Origin of the sequence: Bradyrhizobium sp. LA2.1, from assembly GCF_040547725.1 — a bacterium.
Lineage (GTDB): Bacteria > Pseudomonadota > Alphaproteobacteria > Rhizobiales > Xanthobacteraceae > Bradyrhizobium > Bradyrhizobium barranii.
Genome location: NZ_JBEPQI010000033.1, coordinates 50571 through 70992 on the forward strand (window position 1 = coordinate 50571; position 20422 = coordinate 70992).

The 20422-nt window shown below is 65.7% G+C and carries 18 protein-coding genes; 8 read left to right on the plus strand and 10 right to left on the minus strand.

Annotation, left to right across the window (positions count from 1 at the left end):
* The first annotated feature begins 10 nt into the window (after nucleotides 1-10).
* Together ABIB95_RS41305 and ABIB95_RS41310 are read left to right on the plus strand one after the other, a co-directional pair.
* Complete coding sequence (locus tag ABIB95_RS41305) at nucleotides 11-388, plus strand: TIGR02301 family protein (RefSeq protein WP_011085347.1); 378 nt, start codon at nucleotides 11-13, stop codon at nucleotides 386-388.
* Between the two features lie 322 nt (nucleotides 389-710).
* Entirely contained in the window at nucleotides 711-977 is a 267-nt protein-coding gene (locus ABIB95_RS41310; RefSeq protein ID WP_014497305.1) for a hypothetical protein, read from the plus strand.
* 196 nt (nucleotides 978-1173) lie between these two features.
* Here ABIB95_RS41310 and ABIB95_RS41315 read toward each other — a convergent pair whose 3' ends face one another.
* The 5 genes from ABIB95_RS41315 to ABIB95_RS41335 form a co-directional block, all read right to left on the minus strand.
* Nucleotides 1174-1494, minus strand: coding sequence for a cupredoxin domain-containing protein (locus tag ABIB95_RS41315; protein WP_354248398.1), 321 nt, complete (start codon nucleotides 1492-1494; stop codon nucleotides 1174-1176).
* A gap of 10 nt (nucleotides 1495-1504) precedes the next feature.
* Entirely contained in the window at nucleotides 1505-2038 is a 534-nt protein-coding gene (locus ABIB95_RS41320) for a DUF4142 domain-containing protein (protein ID WP_247314219.1), read from the minus strand.
* 88 nt (nucleotides 2039-2126) lie between these two features.
* Entirely contained in the window at nucleotides 2127-2816 is a 690-nt protein-coding gene (locus ABIB95_RS41325) for an RNA polymerase sigma factor (RefSeq protein WP_354248447.1), read from the minus strand.
* 234 nt (nucleotides 2817-3050) lie between these two features.
* Nucleotides 3051-3914: a sulfurtransferase gene (locus ABIB95_RS41330; protein ID WP_354248400.1), complete on the minus strand. Its 864-nt coding sequence runs from the start codon at nucleotides 3912-3914 to the stop codon at nucleotides 3051-3053.
* A 155-nt stretch (nucleotides 3915-4069) separates the two neighbouring features.
* A complete protein-coding gene (locus ABIB95_RS41335) occupies nucleotides 4070-5404 on the minus strand; it encodes a dihydroorotase (RefSeq protein ID WP_354248402.1) in 1335 nt (444 codons plus the stop codon).
* A gap of 101 nt (nucleotides 5405-5505) precedes the next feature.
* Between ABIB95_RS41335 and ygfZ the strand changes: the two genes are divergently transcribed.
* From ygfZ to ABIB95_RS41365, 6 genes are all read left to right on the plus strand, one after another.
* Nucleotides 5506-6381 carry a CAF17-like 4Fe-4S cluster assembly/insertion protein YgfZ gene (gene ygfZ, locus ABIB95_RS41340; RefSeq protein WP_354248404.1) on the plus strand — a complete coding sequence of 292 codons (876 nt, stop codon included), beginning with the start codon at nucleotides 5506-5508 and terminating at the stop codon, nucleotides 6379-6381.
* Nucleotides 6378-7004 (plus strand): DNA-3-methyladenine glycosylase I, encoded by a 627-nt coding sequence (locus tag ABIB95_RS41345; protein ID WP_028152158.1) that lies wholly within the window; start codon nucleotides 6378-6380, stop codon nucleotides 7002-7004. The genes ygfZ and ABIB95_RS41345 overlap by 4 nt, the downstream gene beginning before the upstream one ends.
* A complete protein-coding gene (locus tag ABIB95_RS41350; protein WP_354248407.1) occupies nucleotides 7001-7615 on the plus strand; it encodes a YfbR-like 5'-deoxynucleotidase in 615 nt (204 codons plus the stop codon). Before ABIB95_RS41345 ends, ABIB95_RS41350 begins: the two co-directional genes overlap by 4 nt.
* 144 nt (nucleotides 7616-7759) lie before the next feature.
* Nucleotides 7760-8266, plus strand: a complete 507-nt coding sequence (locus tag ABIB95_RS41355; RefSeq protein WP_028152156.1) for a tyrosine phosphatase family protein — start codon at nucleotides 7760-7762, stop codon at nucleotides 8264-8266.
* 19 nt (nucleotides 8267-8285) lie between these two features.
* The gene (locus ABIB95_RS41360; RefSeq protein ID WP_085402571.1) at nucleotides 8286-9254 is read left to right on the plus strand and encodes an NUDIX hydrolase; all 969 of its coding nucleotides are present in this window, start codon (nucleotides 8286-8288) and stop codon (nucleotides 9252-9254) included.
* A gap of 51 nt (nucleotides 9255-9305) precedes the next feature.
* Nucleotides 9306-12047, plus strand: coding sequence for a DUF2339 domain-containing protein (locus ABIB95_RS41365; protein WP_354248409.1), 2742 nt, complete (start codon nucleotides 9306-9308; stop codon nucleotides 12045-12047).
* Between the two features lie 3 nt (nucleotides 12048-12050).
* Here ABIB95_RS41365 and ABIB95_RS41370 read toward each other — a convergent pair whose 3' ends face one another.
* The 5 genes from ABIB95_RS41370 to ABIB95_RS41390 all read right to left on the minus strand — a co-directional run bounded on the left by ABIB95_RS41370 (nucleotide 12051) and on the right by ABIB95_RS41390 (nucleotide 20286).
* A complete protein-coding gene (locus ABIB95_RS41370) occupies nucleotides 12051-13739 on the minus strand; it encodes a methyl-accepting chemotaxis protein (protein ID WP_354248411.1) in 1689 nt (562 codons plus the stop codon).
* A 284-nt stretch (nucleotides 13740-14023) separates the two neighbouring features.
* On the minus strand, nucleotides 14024-15994 hold the full coding sequence (locus ABIB95_RS41375; protein WP_354248413.1) for a methyl-accepting chemotaxis protein: 1971 nt from the start codon (nucleotides 15992-15994) through the stop codon (nucleotides 14024-14026).
* A 205-nt stretch (nucleotides 15995-16199) separates the two neighbouring features.
* Entirely contained in the window at nucleotides 16200-17906 is a 1707-nt protein-coding gene (locus tag ABIB95_RS41380) for a methyl-accepting chemotaxis protein (RefSeq protein WP_354248415.1), read from the minus strand.
* 179 nt (nucleotides 17907-18085) lie between these two features.
* Nucleotides 18086-19828 carry a methyl-accepting chemotaxis protein gene (locus ABIB95_RS41385; protein ID WP_354179064.1) on the minus strand — a complete coding sequence of 581 codons (1743 nt, stop codon included), beginning with the start codon at nucleotides 19826-19828 and terminating at the stop codon, nucleotides 18086-18088.
* A 224-nt stretch (nucleotides 19829-20052) separates the two neighbouring features.
* Nucleotides 20053-20286, minus strand: a complete 234-nt coding sequence (locus ABIB95_RS41390; RefSeq protein WP_028152150.1) for a DUF6894 family protein — start codon at nucleotides 20284-20286, stop codon at nucleotides 20053-20055.
* Between the last annotated feature and the right edge of the window lie 136 nt (nucleotides 20287-20422).

The window sequence follows — 20422 nt, forward strand, 5'->3', positions numbered from 1 at the left end:
CACCCCGTCGATGTCCACGCGATTTCTGGCCATTTTTGCCCTGATTCTCGCCTGCGCCTCCGTGCCCACGAGGGCCCAGGACGTGGCGGCGCCGTTTGACGCCGATTTGCAGCGGCTGGCGGAGATCCTCGGCGGGCTGCATTACCTGCGCGGCATCTGCGGGTCCAACGAGGGCAACAAATGGCGCAGCGAGATGCAGGCGCTGATCGATGCCGAAACCCCCTCGGGCGAGCGCCGCACCCGCATGATCGCCGGCTTCAACCGCGGCTATAACGGCTTCCAGCAGACCTACCGGAGCTGCACGCCGGCCGCGACGGTGGCGATCCGGCGCTATATCGAGGAAGGCTCGAAGATCTCGCGGGATCTCACGGCGCGTTACGCGAACTGATTCCTGTCAGCCTCATCCCGAACCGAAAATCCCTCATCCTGAGGAGCCCACCAAAGTGGCGTCTCGAAGGATGAAAGGCCCGGCTGCCGCAGCGGGGCGCTGCATGGTTCTCGCGGCGATGCGAAGCATCGTCCGCCAGGCGCTAACGCGCCTCCTCACCATGAGGGTTTGGCTGTCGAACGCGCATCTGGAACCCTGTCATCGACTTTGTTCACAGCCGTTAACCGTTCCTAAAGATGTGGCCTAGCGGGCGTTAATACGCGTGCTACACCTTTCGTACAGCGCATCGCCGTGGATCGCGCCCCAGCCCTGATCGAGTTTCATGAGCCATTCAGTGTCCTACGCCCCCGCCCGCGCGCCGCTGCCCGATCACGAGCAGAAACAGGCCGCGCTGAGCTATCTCAACGAGGCCTGGGCCGAAGCGCGCCATGATGGCGTCGACGGCGACTGCCTGGCGCAGGCGAGCCTGTTTGCGGCATTCGCCGAGCTCGTCGGCACCTACGGCGAGGATGCGGTGGCGAAATTCGTCGAGGGCTTTCCGGGCCGCATCCGCAACGGCGAATTCTCGGTCACTCTCGCAAGGCAGTAAGCTGCTTGCGAAAAATGACCCCGCCACACGGGCGGGGCCAGTCTACGGATGAATGACTTGGCGAACGGGATCTGGCGAACAGGTTCGCGAAGTCTGCTGCGTTTATCGCACGGAAGCCGCCTCCCCCGGACAAGCATTAGTCTCGCGATGGCCGGGAGATATTCCCACTACGATCGGGAATGCACTCCCTCCTCCCTCACGGCGCGACCTTGAGCGTCGCTTTCATGTTGGGATGATAGCGGCAGTAATAATCGACTGTTCCCGCCTTCTTCAGAACAAACGTTGCCGACTTCTTCGGTGGCAGCATCACGTCGAAATCGCCGTTCTTCGCCGTGGCGGTGTGCGCGAACACGTCCTTGTTGATCCATTCGATGGTATCACCGACCTTCGCGGACGTTTCGGCCGGTGAGACCACGAGATTGTCCATTATGATCTGAATGGTCGCGGCGCGCGCCGGGACGACGATCGACAGCAAGACGACCGCAAGCGCGATCGAAGCGAGGTGTCCCGGCTTCATGCCACACCCCCTATTTCAGCTCGGCCGCGACATGCTCGGCGTGCTGCTGATGGCCCTGAAAAATCTTCAGGCCGGTCTGCAACAGGCTCTTGAGCTCGGCATTGCCGGCGGACGGGATGAGCTGGGTTTCCAGCGCGCCGTTGACCGCCTTGTGGTAGGCGACCTCGTTCGCGACATAGGCCTTGTCGAAGGCCGCGCCGCTCAGCTTGTCGAGCTCCGCCAGCTTGTCGCTCGCCTGCTTCGACAGCGCCTTGCTGGTATCGTTGTCTTCAGGCGTAACGTTCAGCTTCTTGACCAGCGCCAGCGCCTGCTTGTTGACCGCCTCGTGGTCGCGCAGCATGTCCTCGGCAAACGCCTTGACGTCCTTGTTCTTGGCCTTTTTCTGCGCCTGCTTGGCCGCGTTGATGTCGATCACGCCCGCGGTGTAGGCGATGTGAGCGATCTGCGGATCGGTGGGCTTGTCGGCTGCGCTCGCGCCTTGCAGCAGCGCCGGGCTCGACAACAGAATTGCCGCGGCGATCGCCGTGCTCCATCGGGTGAACATGTCTGAAACTCCTGTGCTGCCGGACGGTTTGCCGGCGTTGCTTCACAGGCGTTGGATGGGATTTTCGCGCAAACGTTCCCGAAAAACTTCAGCCGCCGCTGCCGAGCCGCTTCAGCACCGATACGGTCAGCCGCTCACAGCGCCACCCGGCGAACGGGAACGCATCCATCATAACCGGACCGATCTCTTTCTCGACGTTCTCGCGCAGCATGGTGCGCGCACGGTGCAGCCGCGTCTTCACGGTCTCGGGCTTGACGCCGAGCAGATCGGCGGTCTCCTCGATGTTCATCCCCTCCATGACGCGCGCAACGAAGACCATGCGGAAGACATCCGGCAGTTCGTCGATTGCGCGTTCGACGACGCGCTGGATTTCACGTTGGGCCATGGTCCTTTCCGGATCGCCTGCGGGAGAAAAGGGAAATTTTATGATCTGCGCGTCGAGCGCCTCTTCCGGCAGCGCGCTGAGCTCGACATGCGGCTTGCGGCTTCGCGCCCGGCCAAGCGCCTCGTTGATGGCGATGCGCGACAGCCAGGTCGACAGCCCGGACTCGCCGCGAAAGTCGTCCAGATGGGTAAAGGCCCGGACATAGGTTTCCTGCACCACGTCCTCGGCTTCGCTGTCGCTGCGCAGGATACCGCGCGCAAGACGGTAGAGCCTGCGGTTGTTGGCCTGCATGATCTCGCGCAGCGCGGCCTCGTCACGGCCCCGCGCGCGGTCGACCAGTTCGGCTTCCGATGCTCTGGCGCCGGCGGACAGGCCGGCTGCGGTCCGCTGCATGGTGGTCACCTGTTTCCATTCGTTCCGGACATTGGATGCAGGCCTGCGATAAAGGTTCCCGACTTTCTTACCCTCCCCTAGAGGGGGAGGGTCGATCGCGCGCAGCGCGAGCGGGGTGGGGTGACAGTCTATACCTTTGAGGCGGTGCCCGAGTGGAGGGATCACCCCACCCCGCTTCGCATTGCGCTTTCGCTCCATGCGAAGCGACCCTCCCCCTCCAGGGGAGGGTAAGAGCTAGTCCGTCTCGATCGGCAGTGCCGGATCCCTCGCCCATTCGCCCATGGAGGCATCGTACAGCGTCAGCTTGTCGTAGCCGAGCTGTGTCAGCATGAGCAGGTCGATCGTCGCCGAGATGCCGCCGCCGCAATAGCAGATCACATTCCTGTCGCGCGTAACGCCCTGGGCCGCGAATTTCGCTTCGGCATCGGCAAGCGTCGTCAGTGTCTTGTCGGCCTGGGCGAGCGTGGCCGCGGGCACGTTGACGCTGCCGGGCACGCGGCCGGGCCGGCCGTAGCGGCTCGGCTCGAGGCCTTGATGAAATTGCGGCCCGAGCGCGTTGACGATCACGGTCGAGGGATCGCCGATCCGCGCCTTCACGGTGGTCTTGTCGACGAAGAAGCCCGCGCGCGGCACGGCCTTGAAGGTGGTGGCGGGATAGTCCTTCGGCGCGCCCGTCTCGACCGGCCGCCCCTCGTCCTTCCATTTGTCAAACCCGCCGTCGAGCACCTGTGCATCGACACCGAGCGAGCGCAGCATCCACCAGAATCGCGTCGACCACATCATGGTGCCGATGCTGTAGAGCACGATGGTCTTGGATGCGTCGAGGCCGTGGCGGCCGAACGCGGCCTCGAGCTGGGCCACATCCGGCATCATGAAGAACTGTTGTGCGGAGCTGTCGGAGAACTCGCCCTGCAGGTCGAGAAAGTCCGCGCCGGGGATGTGGCCCGCGGCGAAAGTCTTGTCACCGGGGACTGCGCGATAAGGCACGTCGCTGCCGGGCGGGACAGGCTCGTTGTAGGTCGTGCAGTCGTAGAGGCGAAGATTGGAATCGCCGAGGTGGGCTGCGAGTTGCTCGGTGGTGATGAGGGGTTGGGTCATGGACTACTCTCCCTGTCGAGGGATTGTAGCTCTCTCCCGTCGTCATTGCGAGCGCAGCGAAGCAATCCAGACTGCCACCCGCGGAAGGATTCTGGATTGCTTCGCTGCGCTCGCAATGACGGGTGGGGAGGCACTGTACGTCCCCACACATCACCTTACTGCTTCAGCGTCTCCAGAAACCGCACCGGCTCGCCCTGCGACGGTGTCACGATCTCGCCCTGCCACATCACGCGGCGGCCGCGGATGAAGGTGCCGACGGGCCAGCCCGTCACGCGAACGCCGTCGTAAGGGGTCCAGCCGGCCTTCGAGGCCACCCATTTGTTGGTGATGGTTTCGCTGCGCTTGAGATCGACGACTGTGAAGTCGGCGTCGTAGCCTGCGGCAATGCGGCCCTTGCAGGCCATGTTGTAGAGACGCGCGGGGCCGGCGCTGGTGAGATCGACGAAGCGCGCCAGCGACAGGCGGCCGGCGTTGACGTGGTCGAGCATGAGCGGCACCAGCGTTTGCACCCCGGTCATGCCGGAGGGCGATGCTGGATAGGTCTTCGACTTCTCTTCCAGCGTATGCGGGGCATGGTCGGAGCCGAGCACGTCGATGATGCCCTGCTCGATGCCGCGCCAGATGCCGGCGCGATGATCGGCCCCGCGCACCGGCGGGTTCATCTGCGCCAGCGTGCCGAGCCGCTCGTAGCATTCGGGTGCGACCAGCGTGAGATGATGCGGCGTCGCCTCGCAGGACGCGACATCCTTGTGGTCGCGCAGGAACTCGATCTCTTCCTTGGTCGATATGTGCAGCACGTGGATGCGCTTGCCGGTCTCGTGCGCGAGCTTGACCAATCGCTGCGTCGCCATCAGCGCCGCGGTCTCGTCGCGCCAGACCGGATGCGAACGCGGATCGCCCTCGATGCGCAGCGACTTGCGGTCGTTGAGGCGGTATTCGTCTTCGGCGTGGAAGGCGGCGCGGCGGCGGATCACCTGGAAGATGCGGCGCAGGCTCTCGTCGTCCTCCACCAGCAGCGCGCCAGTCGACGAGCCGATGAACACCTTGACGCCCGCACAGCCGGGCGCGCGCTCCAGCACCGGCAGATCCTGCACGTTCTCGCGGGTGCCGCCGATGAAGAAGGCGAAATCGCAGTGCATGCGATGATGGGCACGCTTCACCTTGTCGGTGAAGGTAGCCTCCGTCACGGTCAACGGCGCCGTGTTCGGCATCTCGAACACGGCGGTGACGCCGCCCATCACGGCGCTGCGCGACCCTGTCTCGAGGTCTTCCTTCTGCTCCAGCCCGGGTTCGCGGAAATGCACCTGGGTGTCCATCACGCCGGGCAGGATGTGGAGGCCCTTGCAGTCGATCATTTCAGCGGCAGAGGCCTGCGACAGCGGGCCCAGCTCCGCGATGCGGCCGTTGGTGATGCCGATATCGCGAACACCCTCGCCGTCCTGGTTGACGACGGTGCCGCCTTTGAGGATCACATCGAAGCGCTGGGTCATGGCTGAAGGCCTCTCTCATCCCCAAGCGCGGGGCTTGAGGTCTTGTCGTTTATGCCTTGCGGGCTTACGTTCCGGAGCAACATGTCGCAAGAGATTTTCACATGAAATCAGCGTTTCTTCCCGACCGGAGCGTGGTCAAGGTCGCGGGCGAGGACGCGCGCAACTTCCTCAACGGCCTGATCACGACCGATCTCGACAGGCTGAAGCCGGGCCTGGGGCGATTCGGTGCGCTGCTGACGCCGCAGGGCAAGATCATCGTGGATTTCCTGATCACCGAGGTGCCCGCAGGCCATGGCGGCGGGTTCCTGATCGACTGTCCGAAGGCGCTGGCCGGGGGCCTCGCCACCAAGCTGAAATTCTACAAGCTGCGCGCCAAGATCACGGTGGAAAACCTCGATCTCGGTGTGCTCGCGGCCTGGGACGGCCAGCCTGCGGCGCAGCCGGACCTTGCATTCGCCGATCCGCGCAATGATGCGCTCGGCACTCGCATCCTGATCCCCGAAGACCTCAAGCAGAAGCTGTCCGACCTCATCGGCGCCGAGCTGGTCGATGCCGCCGAATACGAGGCGCATCGTATCGCGCTCGGCGTGCCGCGCGGCGGACTCGATTTCATGTACAGCGATGCATTCCCGCACGAGACCAACATGGACCGCCTTGCCGGCGTCGATTTCGACAAGGGCTGCTATGTCGGCCAGGAGGTCGTCTCGCGCATGCAGCATCGCGGCACCGCGCGCACCCGCAGCGTCAAGGTGCTGCTCGATGACCTCTCGCCGGAGGCCGGCGTCAGTGTTATGGCCGGTGACAAGCCGGTCGGCACGATGGGCTCGTCCGCGCAAGGCAAAGGCATCGCGCTGGTGCGTATCGACCGCGTTGCGGACGCGCTCGATGCCGGCCAGCCGCTCACCGCCGGCGGCCTCGCCGTGAGGCTCGCCGAACCCGACGTCGTCCGCATTCCCCTGAAGCAGCCCATCGCATGAGCCGAGCCCCCCGCCTGCATCCCGACGGAAAGACCCGCTGCCCCTGGCCCGGCGAAGACCCGCTCTATGTCGCCTATCACGACACCGAATGGGGCGTGCCGGAATATGACGACCGTGCGCTGTATGAAAAGCTGATCCTCGACGGCTTCCAGGCCGGCCTCTCCTGGATCACGATCCTGCGCAAGCGCGACAATTTCCGCAAAGCCTTCGATGATTTTCAGCCGGAGAAGATCGCGCGCTACAACGACAAGAAGGTGCACGCGCTGATGAACGATGCCGGCATCGTGCGCAACCGCGCCAAGATCGACGGCGCGATCCTGAGCGCGAAATCGTATCTCGACATCATGGAGAAGGGCCCGGGCTTCTCGAAGCTGTTGTGGGACTTCATGGACGGACGGCCCAAGGTCAACAATTTCAAGACCACTGCGAGCGTGCCGGCCTCGACGCCGCTGTCGATGCAGATCTCCAAGGAACTGTCCTCGCGCGGTTTCAAATTCGTCGGCCCGACCATCGTCTACGCCTTCATGGAGGCGACCGGCATGGTCAACGACCATCTCGTCGACTGCCATTGTCACGCGAGCTGCGGCAAGACGCAGCGCAAGCCGCGCCTCAAGGCCAAATGACCGCGAAGAAAGCGGCACGCGACGTGGCATCCCGCGCCTGGCAGCGCATGCTGTCGGGCCGCCGGCTCGATCTGCTCGATCCCTCTCCGCTCGATGTCGAGATCGCCGACATCGTGCATGGGCTGGCGCGCGTGGCGCGCTGGAACGGGCAGACCACCGGCGCGCACATCTTCTCGGTCGCGCAGCACACGCTTCTGGTGGAGACCGTGATGCGGCACGAGATGCCGCGCGTCGACGAGCGCATGCGGCTCGCCGCCCTGCTGCACGATGCGCCCGAATACGTGATCGGCGACATGATCTCGCCGTTCAAGGCCGTGCTCGACGGCCACTACAAGGCGGTCGAGAAGCGCCTGCTCGGCGCCATCCACATCCGCTTCGGCCTGCCGCCGGCGCTGCCCGAGGAGATCACGCAAGCCATCAAGGCCGCCGATCGCGGTGCGGCCTATCTGGAGGCAACCGAGCTTGCCGGCTTCAGCGAAAGCGAGGCGAAGCGCCTGTTCGGCAGGGACCCCGGCCTCTCCGACAGCGTCCGGCGCGACTACCTCACGCCCTGGACCGCGGCGCGGGCCGAGAAGCAGTTTCTGGAGCGGTTCAACGCGGTGTTCGCGTAGCATCATCCCTTCGTAGGGTGGGCAAAGCGAAGCGTACCCACCAAACTAGCCGCGGTGTGCGCGGTGCGAAACGGTGGGCACGGCGCGATGCGCCTTTGCCCACCCTACGAGCGCTCGCTATAATCAGCGGCAAAAAGGTCCGCCATGATCCACGTCTGTTCCCTCGCCGCCCTTCCCGAAACCGTCCGCCTCACCAGGGCCAGCCATGTGCTGACCGTCATGGCCAATGTCGAGCAGGTGGCACGTCCGGTGTCGGTGCTGCCGGCCAACCATCTCAAAGTGTCGATGGACGACATCACCGAGGAGATGGACGGCTTCACCGCACCATCCGAAGCTCATATCGACCAGGTGCTGAATTTCGTGCGCGGCTGGGACCGCAGCGCACCGCTGGTGGTGCATTGCTATGCCGGCATCAGCCGCTCCACCGCGAGCGCATTCGCGGCCGTCTGCGCCCTCAATCCGGATCGCGACGAGATCGAGATCGCCAAGAAGATCCGCGCGGCCTCGCCGATCGCCTCGCCGAACCGCCGCATCGTCGGCCTTGCCGACCGCGCGCTTGGGCGCAACGGCCGCATGCTGCGCGCGCTCGACGAGATGGGCCCGGGCGCCATGATGGTGGAAGGCCGCCCCTTCGTGATCGAGCTCGAATGACAACTGCGACATCAGCCGCATGAGCGACACGCAGCTGACGCCGATCGAGATCGGCCTGACCGCGGCGATCGTCGCGATCGAGGATCATGAGCCGCTGATCCTCACCGCGCACAGCAGTGATGGGCTGGCGGGCCTGCCGTTCGGGCCGTTCGATGCGCCGAGCCATCGCACGTTCGAGATCGGCCTGCGCGCCTGGGTCGAGGCGCAGGCGGGCTTGCGGCTCGGCTATGTCGAACAGCTCTACACGTTCGGCGATCGTGGCCGTCACGCCGAGGCCGGCGACACCGGTGCGCATATGGTGTCGATCGGCTATCTCGCGCTGACGCGCGCGGTGGGCGGCGAGCTCGCAGCGACCGGCGCGAGCTTCGAACCGTGGTATCGCTTCCTCCCCTGGGAAGACTGGCGCGAGGAGCCGCCCGCGATCATCGCCCGTGACATCATCCCGGCGCTGACGCTATGGGCCGAGGAGGAGACGCCAGAGACCACACGCGCGCTGCCGCGCCGGGATCGCGTGCGGTTCTATTTCGGTCTCGACGGCGCGCCCTGGGACGAGGAGCGCGTGCTCGACCGCTACGAGCTCTTGTACGAGGCCGGGCTGATCGAGGAGGCGCGGCGCGACGGCCGTCCTGCGGCATTGGCGCGCAAGGAGCTTCCCGCGCTCGGCACCTCCATGCGATTCGATCACCGCCGGATTCTCGCGACAGCGATCGCGCGGCTGCGTGCAAAACTGAAGTATCGTCCTGTGGTGTTTGAACTTTTGACCGCGGAGTTCACACTCACTGAACTGCAGTACACGGTGGAGGCGATCTCCGGCCGGCACCTGCACAAGCAAAATTTCCGCCGCCTGGTCGAAACCGAAGCCCTGGTCGAACCGACCGGGGTGATGTCGACACAGACCGGCGGACGGCCGGCGGCGCTCTACCGCTTCCGCCGCGACGTGCTCCAGGAACGACCCGCGCCGGGCTTGCGCGTACGCTCCCGGCGCTAGATCCTAGGATTTGCGTGACCGGCCCCTGCCCGCCGGTTGCCTGGAGGCTTCATGTTCGACGGCCCGTTTGACGTCTTTGCGCTGATCATTGCAATCATCGCTGTCCTGATCGCGATCAAGGCCTCCAGCCAGGCGGCCGAGCTGCGCCGCCGGCTGGCCTCGCTCGAAGAGATGTTTTACGCGCAGCGGCAGGTGCAGCCGCCGCCGCTGATGCCCACGCAGGTGCAGGCCGAGGCGCCCGCCACGACGGCCGCCGAGCCGCCGCCGCTCGCGCCCGAAGCCGAGGCAGCAGCGCCTCCGCTGGTCACCGAAGAGGTTTCACCGCCGCCGCTCGCGGCGAGCACCGAAGCCGATGCACCGCCGCCGCTTGCGGCGAGCACCGAGGCCTACGCACCGCCGCCTTTGCCCGCGCCGGCGCCCGGCTTCGAGGAACGGCTCGGCACGCGCTGGGTGGTCTGGATCGGCGGCCTCGCGCTCGCGCTCGGCGGCTTCTTCATGGTGCGCTATTCGATCGAGGCAGGTCTCGTCGGCCCCGGCGTGCGCGTGTTCCTCGGCGGACTGTTCGCAGCCGCGCTGCTGGGCGCCGGCGAATGGTCGCGGCGCAAGGAGAGCATCTCCAACATCGCGGCGCTGCCGATCGCCAACATCCCCGCGATCCTCACCGCGGCCGGAACGGCCGTGGCGTTCGCGACCATCTACGCGGCCTATGCGCTCTATGGCTTCCTCGTGCCCGCCACCGCTTTCGTGCTGCTCGGCATCGTCGCGATGGGCACGCTCGCCGCGGCACTGTTGCATGGGCCCGCACTCGCGGGCCTCGGCGTGGTCGGCGCGTTCGTGACGCCAATCCTCGTCTCCAGCGGCAAGCCGGATTATTGGGCGCTCTATATTTATCTTGCGATCGTCACCGCCGCGAGCTTCGGCCTCGCGCGCATCCGGCTGTGGCGCTGGCTCGCGGTGACCACCATCGCCTTCGCCGTGCTCTGGATCTTCCCGGGGCTCGATACCAGCGAGCTGCAGGTCGCGCCGCACGCCTTCCATGCGATCGCGGGCTTCGTGCTCGCCGCCCTTCTCGTGGTCTGCGGCTTCATGTTCGGCCCGACCATCGAGGACGGGGAGATCGAGCCGGTGTCGTCGAGCTCGCTCGGTGCCTATCTGTTCGGCGCGATGCTGATCGTGCTGTCGAGCGCGCATGCGGACCTTGCACTGATCGTCTTCACGCTGCTCGTTGGTGCGACGCTGCTCGTCGCCTGGCGCGCGCCGGCGGCAACGGGCGCGCTGGGCGCGGCCGCAGCGACCGTCTTCATCGTGTTCGCCGAATGGGCGGTGCGCGCCAATCCCGACATGCTGGTGCTGCCGGGCGGCCCGATGCCCGGCGTTGGACCGGTCGCGACCGACAGCTCGGTAACGCTGCATCTGGTGATGGCCGCCATCTTCGCTGCCGGCTTCGGCATCGCGGGCTTCCTCGCGCAGGGCCGCTCGAACTCGACGATCATTCCGGTGGTGTGGTCGGCGGCAGCCGTTGCGACGCCGATCGCGATCCTCGTTGCGCTCTACGCGCGCATCGCCCATCTCGACCGCTCGATCCCCTTCGCGATCCTCGCGGTGCTGCTCGCCGCCGCCTTTGGCGCTGCGACCGAAGCACTGGCGCGCCGCGAAGATCGGCCGGGCACTGCGACCTCCGTCGCGCTGTTCGCGACCGGCACGCTCGGCGCGCTGGCGCTGGCGCTGACCTTCGCCCTCGAAAAGGGCTGGCTCACCATCGCGCTGGCGCTGATGTCGCTCGGCACGGCCTGGATCTCGCTGCAGCGGCCGATCCCGGTCCTGCGCCGGCTCGCCGCCATCTTTGCCGCGATCGTGACCGCGCGCATCGGCTATGATCCGCGCATCGTCGGCGATGCCGTCGGCACCACGCCGATCTTCAACTGGCTGTTGTGGGGCTACGGCCTGCCGGCGGCCTCGTTCTGGGGCGCGAGCATCTTCCTGCGCCGCCGCGGTGACGATCCGCCGCTGCGCATCGTGGAGGCCGCCGCGATCCTGTTCACCGCACTGCTCGCCTTCATGGAGATCCGCCATCTTGCCACTAGCGGCCGCATGACGTCGCCGCCCTCGCTGCTCGAATTTGGACTGCAAGTCTGCGTCGCGCTCGCCATGGCGATCGGGCTGGAGCGGCTGCGGCTGAGGAGCCACAGCATCGTTCACAATGTCGGCGCGGTCGCGCTCACCGCGATCGCCGGGCTCATCAGCGTATTCGGCCTGCTGATCCTGGAGAATCCGTGGCTGCTCTCCAGCGTCGATGTCGGCGGTCTCGTCTTCAACCTGCTGCTGCTCGGCTACGCTCTCCCGGCGGTACTGATGCTGCTGCTGTCCTATGCGGTGGCAGGGCATCGCCCCGTCGCCTATGCGAACACGATTGCCGGCGCTGCGCTGGTGTTCGCGCTCACCTATTTGACGCTGGAGATCCGCCGCTTCTATCACGGCCCGGTCCTGCTCTACGGCGCCACCACGGGCGCGGAGCAATACACCTATTCGATCGGCTGGCTCGGCTTCGGCGTGGTGCTGCTCGGCGTCGGCATTCTCGCCAACTCCGAGCGGGCACGGCTGGCGTCGGCCGCGGTGATCGCGCTGACGATCCTGAAGGCCTTCGTGATCGACATGTCGACGCTGACAGGCGTCTACCGCGCGCTGTCGTTCATGTGCCTCGGCATCGTGCTGGTCGCGATCGGCTGGCTCTACCAGCGCATCCTGTTCCGGCGGCAGATAGCACCGCCGCCGGCTCCGCAGGCGAGCACTTGAGGATCAAGCCGCGCGGACCGACTCCAGGAACTGCGCGACCTCGACTTTGAGCCGCGTGCTGTCGGTCGCCAGCGATTTCGCCGCCGACAGCACCTCCGTCGACGCCGAGCCGGTCTCGATCGCACCGCGCTGAACGTCCGTGATGTTCATCGAGACCTCCTGCGTGCCGACCGAAGCCTGCTGCACGTTGCGCGAGATCTCCTGCGTGGCCGCGCCCTGTTCCTCGACGGCGGCTGCGATGGCCGCCGCCACCTCGGACAGCCGCTCGATGGTGCCGCCGATCTCCTGGATGGCGCTGACGGATTCCTGCGTCGCGGACTGGATCCCGGAGACCTGCGCCCCGATCTCGCCGGTCGCTTTCGCGGTCTGCTCGGCCAGCGCCTTGACCTCGGAGGCGACGACCGCGAAGCCGCGGCCGGCTTCACCGGCACGCGCAGCCTCGATGGTGGCGTTGAGCGCCAGCAGGTTGGTCTGACCGGCGATGGTGTTGATGAGCTCGACCACGTCGCCGATACGCGATGCCGCCTGCGACAGCGCGTTGACGCGGTCGTTGGTCCGCGTCGCCTGCTCGACGGCCTCCGCGGCCATCCGCGCCGAATCCTGCACGCGGCGGCTGATCTCGGTGATGGAGGACGACAGCTCCTCCGATGCGGACGCAACCGCCTGGACGTTGGTGGAGGCTTCCTCGGACGCCGCGGCGACCACGGTCGCAAGCTCCTGCCCGCGCTGCGCGGTGCTGCTCAGCGTGGTCGCGGAGGCCTCGAGCTCGGTCGAGGCCGACGACACGGTGCCGACGACCTCGCCGATCATGGCCTCGAACTTGCGGGTGATGGCGTCGACGCGGCGGCCGCGTTCGATCTTGGCCTCGGCGTCGGCAGCAGCGACTTCGTCGGCGGCCTTCTTGGCGATCAACGCCTCCTTGAAGATCTGGAGCGCATCCGCCATCGAGCCGATCTCGGTCTTCTCGCCGCGATGCGGCACTTCGGCGGAGAGATCACCTTCACCAAGCGACTGCATCGGATGGATGATCGAGGCAATCCCACGAGAAACGTCACGCACGAGATAATAGGCGGCGCCGATCGCGATCACGACCGAGAACACGATGATGCCGACCAGCACGCGGAAGATCGTGGCGTAGCTGTCGGCCGCCTGCTTCGTCTCCAGCTCGGCGCCCCGGTTGTTCATCTCGATACCCTTCTGGAGCAGCGGGTCGGCGGCCTGGGCCATCTTCGCGACCTTGGTCTGCAACAGCTCGTTGGCATCGGTCGGGAAGCGACCGACGCCCTTGCGCGACAGCACCATGACGTCCTGCACCCCGTTCAGGTACTCGGCCCACGCCTTGCTCCACTGCTCATAGAGCGAGCGCTCCTCGGCGGAGGTGATCAGAGGCTCGTAGACCTTGCGGGTCTGGTCGATGCGCGCCTGCAGCGAGGCGAGGCGCTTCTCGGCGGCTTCCTTGCCCTCGGCGGTGTCCTGCATCAGGTGCAGACGCAGCGCGACGCGCAACTCATTGATGTCGGCGCGAAGCGAGCCGAGCGCACGCACGCTCGGCAGCCAGCTCTCCGCGATCTCGACGGTGTGGGAATTGATACTCTGCATGGTGCCGATCGCCATCACGCCGACGCCGGCGAGCGACAGCACGAGGACCGACAAAACGGTCAGAAGCTTGAACACGATCGACAACTTCGACATCACAGCAAATCCCGATGAGACCTAGCAACGCGCAAATCACCTGCGCCGCCATCGTCACGACGGACGACAGGGCGGAAGTCAGTTCAACAATGCTGGCTGATTTTTATCCCGTAAGATTGCGCTCATAGTTGCAAACAGGCGTTAACAGGAACCTACGTGAAACTACGGAATTCGCTGTCGCCGCCGTTATATGTTCCGCAATTATTGGTTGCAGTGCAGCAGACATCGCGCGACGCCACACCGGCGCACCGCGATGTACGGCTCGAACAGAGCAACTGACGACCTCACGCCGCCCGCACCGACTCCAGGAAGCGCGCGACCTCGCTCTTCAGCCGGTTGCTCTCCTGAGACAGCGATTGTGCTGCCGAATGAACCTGCGCAGAGGCGGCCCCGGTCTCGCCTGCGCCGCGCTGGACGTTGCCGATATTGGCGGAGACTTCCGAGGTGCCGTGCGCGGCATGCTGGATGTTGCGGGAGATCTCCTGCGTCGCGGCGCCCTGCTCCTCCACCGCTGCGGCGATGGCCGAGGAAATTTCCGACATCCGCGCGATGGTGTCGCCGATCTCCTTGATCGCGCCGACCGAATCCTGCGTCGCGGTCTGGATCGCGCCGATGTGCTGGCTGATCTCGCCGGTGGCCTTCGCGGTCTGCTCAGCGAGCGCCTTCACTTCGGTCGCGACCACCGCGAAGCCCTTGCCGGCCTCGCCCGCACGTGCCGCCTCGATCGTGGCATTCAGCGCCAGCAGATTGGTCTGGCTGGCGATGGTGTTGATCAGCTCGACCACGTCGCCGATGCGCCCTGCCGCCTTGGTCAGCTCGGCGACGCGCGCGTTGGTGCGCTGGGCCTGCTCCACCGCGACGTCGGCGACGCGGGCCGATTCCTGCACCTGGCGGCTGATCTCCGAGATCGATGTGGTCATCTCCTCGCTCGCGGACGACACCGACTGCACGTTCGCGGACGCCTCCTCCGAGGCCGCCGCCACCGCCGTGGCGAGCCCGTTGCCTCGCTCGGCGGCCTGCGTCAGCGTGTTGGAGGACGCCTCGAGCTCGGTTGCCGCCGACGACACCGTGTCGATGATCTCGCCGACTGCGCCTTCAAACCCGTCGGCGAGGCGCTGCATGTCCGCCTTGCGCCGTTCGCGCCCGCGCGCGTCAGCCTCGGCCTGCTCCGCACGCAGCCGCTCTGCCTCCGCCATGTTGGTCCTGAACACCTCGACCGCGCCGGCCATCTCGCCGATCTCGTCCTTGCGCCCGACGCCGGGGACGGCAATCGAGAGCTCGCCGCGCGCCAGCCGTGTCATCGCGCCGATCATGCCGGACAGCGCCTTCGAGATCGAGCGCCCGAGGACGAAGCCGACCACGGCGAGCACGACGACGGTGAGCGCGAAGGCGATCATCATCCACATGCGCACGGCATCGCGCGTTGCGGCCTCCGCGGCGTCCGCCTGCTTGTACATGGCGTCGACGGCGGTTCGCACCTCGACCATGGAGGGTTCGAGCTCGCGGAATGTCTTCATCATGCTCGCGTCCAGCGCAGCGCTCTGCTGCGCGGTCTCGGCCCAGGCCGCGAACTCGGACTGGTACTTCTGGAGCTTGGCCGTGATGTCGTTCATCACCGCCGTCGGGACTGCGACCACCTCGATCGCCTTGGAGAATTCGACCGCGGCCTTCTTCACCTCGGCAATGTATTTGGGGTCGCGCCGCAGCATGAAGTCCTTCTCGTGCCGGCGCATCATCAGCATCCAGCTCGTCGTCCTGGGATCGTCGATCTCCTTGAGCTTCACCTCGATGTCGTGCACGGCGGCGCGGAGCGAGCCGGACAGGCCAAGCGTCTCGTTCAGCCCGAGTCTGGTCTCGGCCACGACGAGCGCCTTGAAATCCTCGGCATAGCGTTTGAAGCCGTCATGTGCCTGCCTGGTCTTGTCGGACAGCGCGCTCATGCCGCCGGCCGCCATCAACCGCTCGACCTCGTCGAAATCGCGGTTGATCGGTCCCATCAGCTCGGCATGGGCCTTGGCGTAGCTTTCGTTGCGGCGCTGCTGAAAATTCTTCTCGTTGCGGCGCGCCTCCAGCATCTCGATCGTGAGCTGCTTGTTGAGGTCAGCGATCGCGCGGGCGCGGTTGGCAACGGTGCGGGAGGCGTCCTGAGAGAGGCTGCCGATCTCGTAGATCGCGCCGAAGACGACGAGACCGACAAGGCCGAAGAGTCCGATCGCCATGACCTTGTGGGTGAGGCGAATGGAAAGGCCGCTCATTGAATGTGCTCCGATACGTTCGATACGCAATACAGGGAGGGCGACTCGGCACCCGAATATTGCGAGATCATGACTGCATCGGTTTTCCGGAAGGTTAACCGTGCAGACCTTCTCACCGCGGCATCGGCTGCGGACGCATGCGAACCGCCACGCGTCCTCGCGCGGCGGTTGCAATCGGCGGATGATGGGGTGAGGACGGCCGCCCTCAGGCGGCGCGCACGGTGGTGAGGAACTTGCCGACCTCGAGCTTGAGGCGGTTGCTGTCGCCGGACAGCGACTGCGCAGCCGAAAGCACCTGCGACGACGCCGAGCCGGTCTCGCTCGCGCCGCGCTGGACGTCGGTGATGTTGGACGACACTTGATGGGTGCCTTCCGCCGCCTGCTGCACGTTTCGGGAGATTTCCTGCGTCGCCGCGCCCTGCTCCTCCACCGCCGCCGCGATCGCCGAAGAGATCTCCGACAGCCGTTCGATGGTGTCGCTGATGTCCTTGATGGCGCCGACCGACTCCTGGGTAGCAGACTGGATGCCGGAAATCTGCTGGCCGATCTCGCCGGTCGCCTTCGCGGTCTGCTCGGCAAGCGCCTTCACTTCGGAAGCGACGACGGCGAAGCCACGGCCAGCTTCACCTGCACGCGCAGCCTCGATCGTGGCGTTGAGCGCCAGCAGGTTGGTCTGGCCGGCGATGGTGTTGATCAGCTCGACGACGTCGCCGATCCGCGTTGCCGCCTTCGACAGTTCGCTGACACGTTCGGTCGTGGTGCGGGCCTGGCCGACCGCTTCGCTCGCCACGCGCGCGGATTCCTGCACCTGGCGGCTGATCTCGGTGATCGAGGACGACAGCTCCTCGGTCGCCGAGGCCACCGACTGCACGTTGGTGGAGGCTTCCTCAGAGGCCGAAGCGACCACGGTCGCAAGCTGCTGCGCGTGCTCCGCGGTCGAGGTCAGCGTCGTCGCGGAAGCCTCGAGCTCGGTCGAGGCCGAGCTCACGGTCTCGATCACCTCGCCGACGGCGGTTTCAAACTGGTCGGCAAGCCGGAGCATGTCCTGGCGACGCTGCGCCGCGCTGCGCTGCTCCATCTCCTTCTGCTCGGCTTCCATCCGGATCTTGGCAAGGCCGTTCTCCCGGAACACTTCCGCGGTCTTGGCGACTTCGCCGACCTCGTCCTTGCGATCAAGGCCGGCGATCTCGACCTGATAGCGGCCGGCGGCAAGCTCCTGGAGCACACCGACGATCATGCGGATCGGCCGCGCGATGCCGTACTGACCGATGATGAAGCCCAACGCGCCGCCGATGATGACACCGAGGCCTGCGAGGATGATCAGGAAGCGTGACGTCGATTCATACTGCTCGCGCGCTTCCTTGCTCTTCTCCTCGACGCGCATATTCAGCCGATCGGCGAGTTCGCGGATCTTGCCTTGAAGGTTCTCCGCAGCGGCCCTGCTCTTCATCGCGATGTCGCGCAGCTTGTCTGCGCTGTCGCTGAGCTTCGCCGACTTCTCGGCATCGACGGCCGCGAGCGTCGTGTCCATCTGGCTCTTGTAGGCCGAGAACGCCTCGCGCACGCCCGGGAGCAGCGTCTTGGCCTTCTCGTCCGGGGTCTGGCTGACCTCGTCGAAACGCTCCTGATACTGCTTGAGCTGGGCGTTGATGACATCACGCGCGGCGAGGCGATTGTCGTCACGCGGATCGAGCGCACTGCGGAATTCAGCGCGGTTCAGCGCGATGACGTTCTGGTTGGCGCGCGCGGCGAGCAAGGCCCGCTTGGCCGCGGTCGACATCACGTCGGCCTTTTCGCTGAGATCGCTGAGGGCGGAGACGCCAATCCAGGCGATCGCGGCACCGATCCCGCACAGCAGGAGGACGATCCCGAGGATCTTGCTCAGGATGCGGAAGCGGCCGAGAAAATGCATGACTGGAACCCTTCATGGACGTTGCCGCTCAAGCGGCTGAATTCCCATGAACTTCGTCCAAAACCATTCCGCTTCCCTTAACCACGTTTGCCGTAGAAACACGGAGCTTTCACCGCGATCGACGCCGCTCTTGCATTCCGAGAGTTGCGCAGGGAGCAAGGCTCTCCCTGCGGTTTTGGTCAGGCCGCGCGAACGGTACCCAGGAACTTGCCGACTTCGAGCTTGAGGCGATTGCTGTCGCCGGACAGCGACTGCGCCGCCGCCAACACCTGCGAGGACGCCGAGCCGGTCTCGCTTGCGCCGCGCTGCACGTCGGTGATGTTGGACGACACTTGATGGGTGCCTTCCGCCGCCTGCTGCACGTTGCGGGAGATTTCCTGCGTCGCGGCGCCCTGCTCTTCGACCGCAGCGGCGATCGCCGAGGAGATCTCCGACAGCTTCTCGATGGTGTCGCTGATGTCCCTGATGGCGCCGACCGAATGCTCGGTCGCGGCCTGAATGCTGGCGATCTGCTGGCCGATCTCGCCGGTCGCCTTCGCGGTCTGCTCGGCGAGCGCCTTGACTTCGGAGGCGACCACGGCAAAACCGCGGCCCGCTTCGCCGGCGCGCGCGGCCTCGATCGTGGCGTTGAGCGCCAGCAGGTTGGTCTGGCCGGCAATGGTGTTGATCAGCTCCACGACGTCGCCGATCCGCGTCGCCGCCTTCGACAGCTCGCTGACACGGTCGGTCGTGGTGCGGGCCTGGCCGACGGCTTCGCTCGCTACACGCGCGGATTCCTGCACTTGCCGGCTGATCTCGGTGATCGACGACGACAGCTCCTCCGTTGCCGACGCCACCGACTGCACGTTGGTGGAGGCCTCTTCGGAGGCCGCCGCGACCACGGTGGTGAGCTGCTGCGTGCGCTCCGCGGTCGAGGTGAGCGTGGTGGCGGATGCTTCAAGCTCCGTGGAAGCCGACGACACCGTACCGACGATCTCGCCGACGGCGCCTTCGAAGCTGTCGGCGAGCCTGCGCATCTCGGACTTGCGCTGCTCGGCCGCGAGCTGATCCTGCCGCGACTTGGCTTCCGCGTCCTCTCGCGCCTTCTGTTCGGACACGATCTTGAATTTCTCGACGGCACCGGCGACTTCGCCGACCTCGTCCTTGCGGCCGAGGCCCGGCAGCACCACGGAGAAATCGCCGCCGGCGAGCTTCTCCATCGCCGCCGTCAATGCGCGCATGGGCCGCGCAATGCTGAAGACGGAGAAGATGCACGCCCCGATCAGAACCAGCGCGACCAGCACGCCGGCGACGAACGAGGTCCGCGCGACGGACGCGGCCTCAGCTTCGGCTTCGGCGCGGGCTTCGGAACTCTTCTGCTTGGCAAAGTTGATGATCTCGTTGGTCAGCTCCGATATCTCTTCGTTGATCGGCGCCAGCATCTCCTTGCGGATGCGGTCGACCTCGGCCACGAGCTTTGCGAGCGGTGCTGCCGCCTCGCCGTCCTTCTTCGCGCTCAGGGCGAGCTCCTGCTTGCGGATCGCTTCGATCTGCTGTTGCCCCTTGCTGAAATTGCCGACCAACACGACCAGGCGGTCGATCCGCTTGTGATTCTCCGGCGAGCGCGACAGCTTCGCCATCTCGTCCGCGAATTTCAGGGCCGCGGTCTGCCGATCGTTGAAATAGGTGACGGCCTTCTGCAACTCGGCCGGCGACGTGGAGCTCAGGATGTCACGAATGCCGATCTGCATCCCGCGGACCGACGCTTTGGCTTCCGCGGCGCTTTGCGCGATCGACTGCTGCCCCGATGCCCCATTGCTGAGCTTCTGAACCGCAGCGTCGCCGTTCATTTGGAGGACGATCATCAGCGCGACGAGCGCGATGGTGAGTGCCGAGGTCACAGCGAGCTTGGTGCCAATTCGCAGGTTCTGAATGAACATCATCGACATAATCCCCGGATACGCATTGCCGCGCCGACGCGCGTGAACAGTCCGGGAAGGCTAACCGCGAGGTTACTCATTAACGTTAAGGGTGGCCGCGGCAGCCTGGGTAGAAATACTGAAATCGTGCTTAAACTACTGCAGTTGCGCACTTTTCACGTGCAATGAAATGGAACTCGCGGATTTGCACGCGCTGGCGTCCGTTAACGGTTGCCCGTTCGCGGTCATCAGCAGACGGTCTCACCGACCAGGCTGACGCGGAAGACCGGCTTCTTGTTCTCGTCGAGCAGCTCCATGCTCCACTTCGCATTCGGCTTCAGGTTGCGCGCGATGCTGCCGAGCAGGTTGGCGCAGACCTCGCTCATCTCGGCCCAGGCGGCGGCGCGATCCTCGAACTCGTACGGCTGGTCGGCGGCGCCGGAATAACGACCGGTGCTGATGCGAAAGAAATACAGCGACATCGTAGAACCCTTGCACCCCCCGGCCCTGCGCAAACTGGGACGCGAGTCGCTACCAAGGCATGAAAGCCGCCGTCCGTATGACTACGGCGCGGCGGCTTGGTGACCGATGAATATTTTCAACGACAAAATGCGCGGG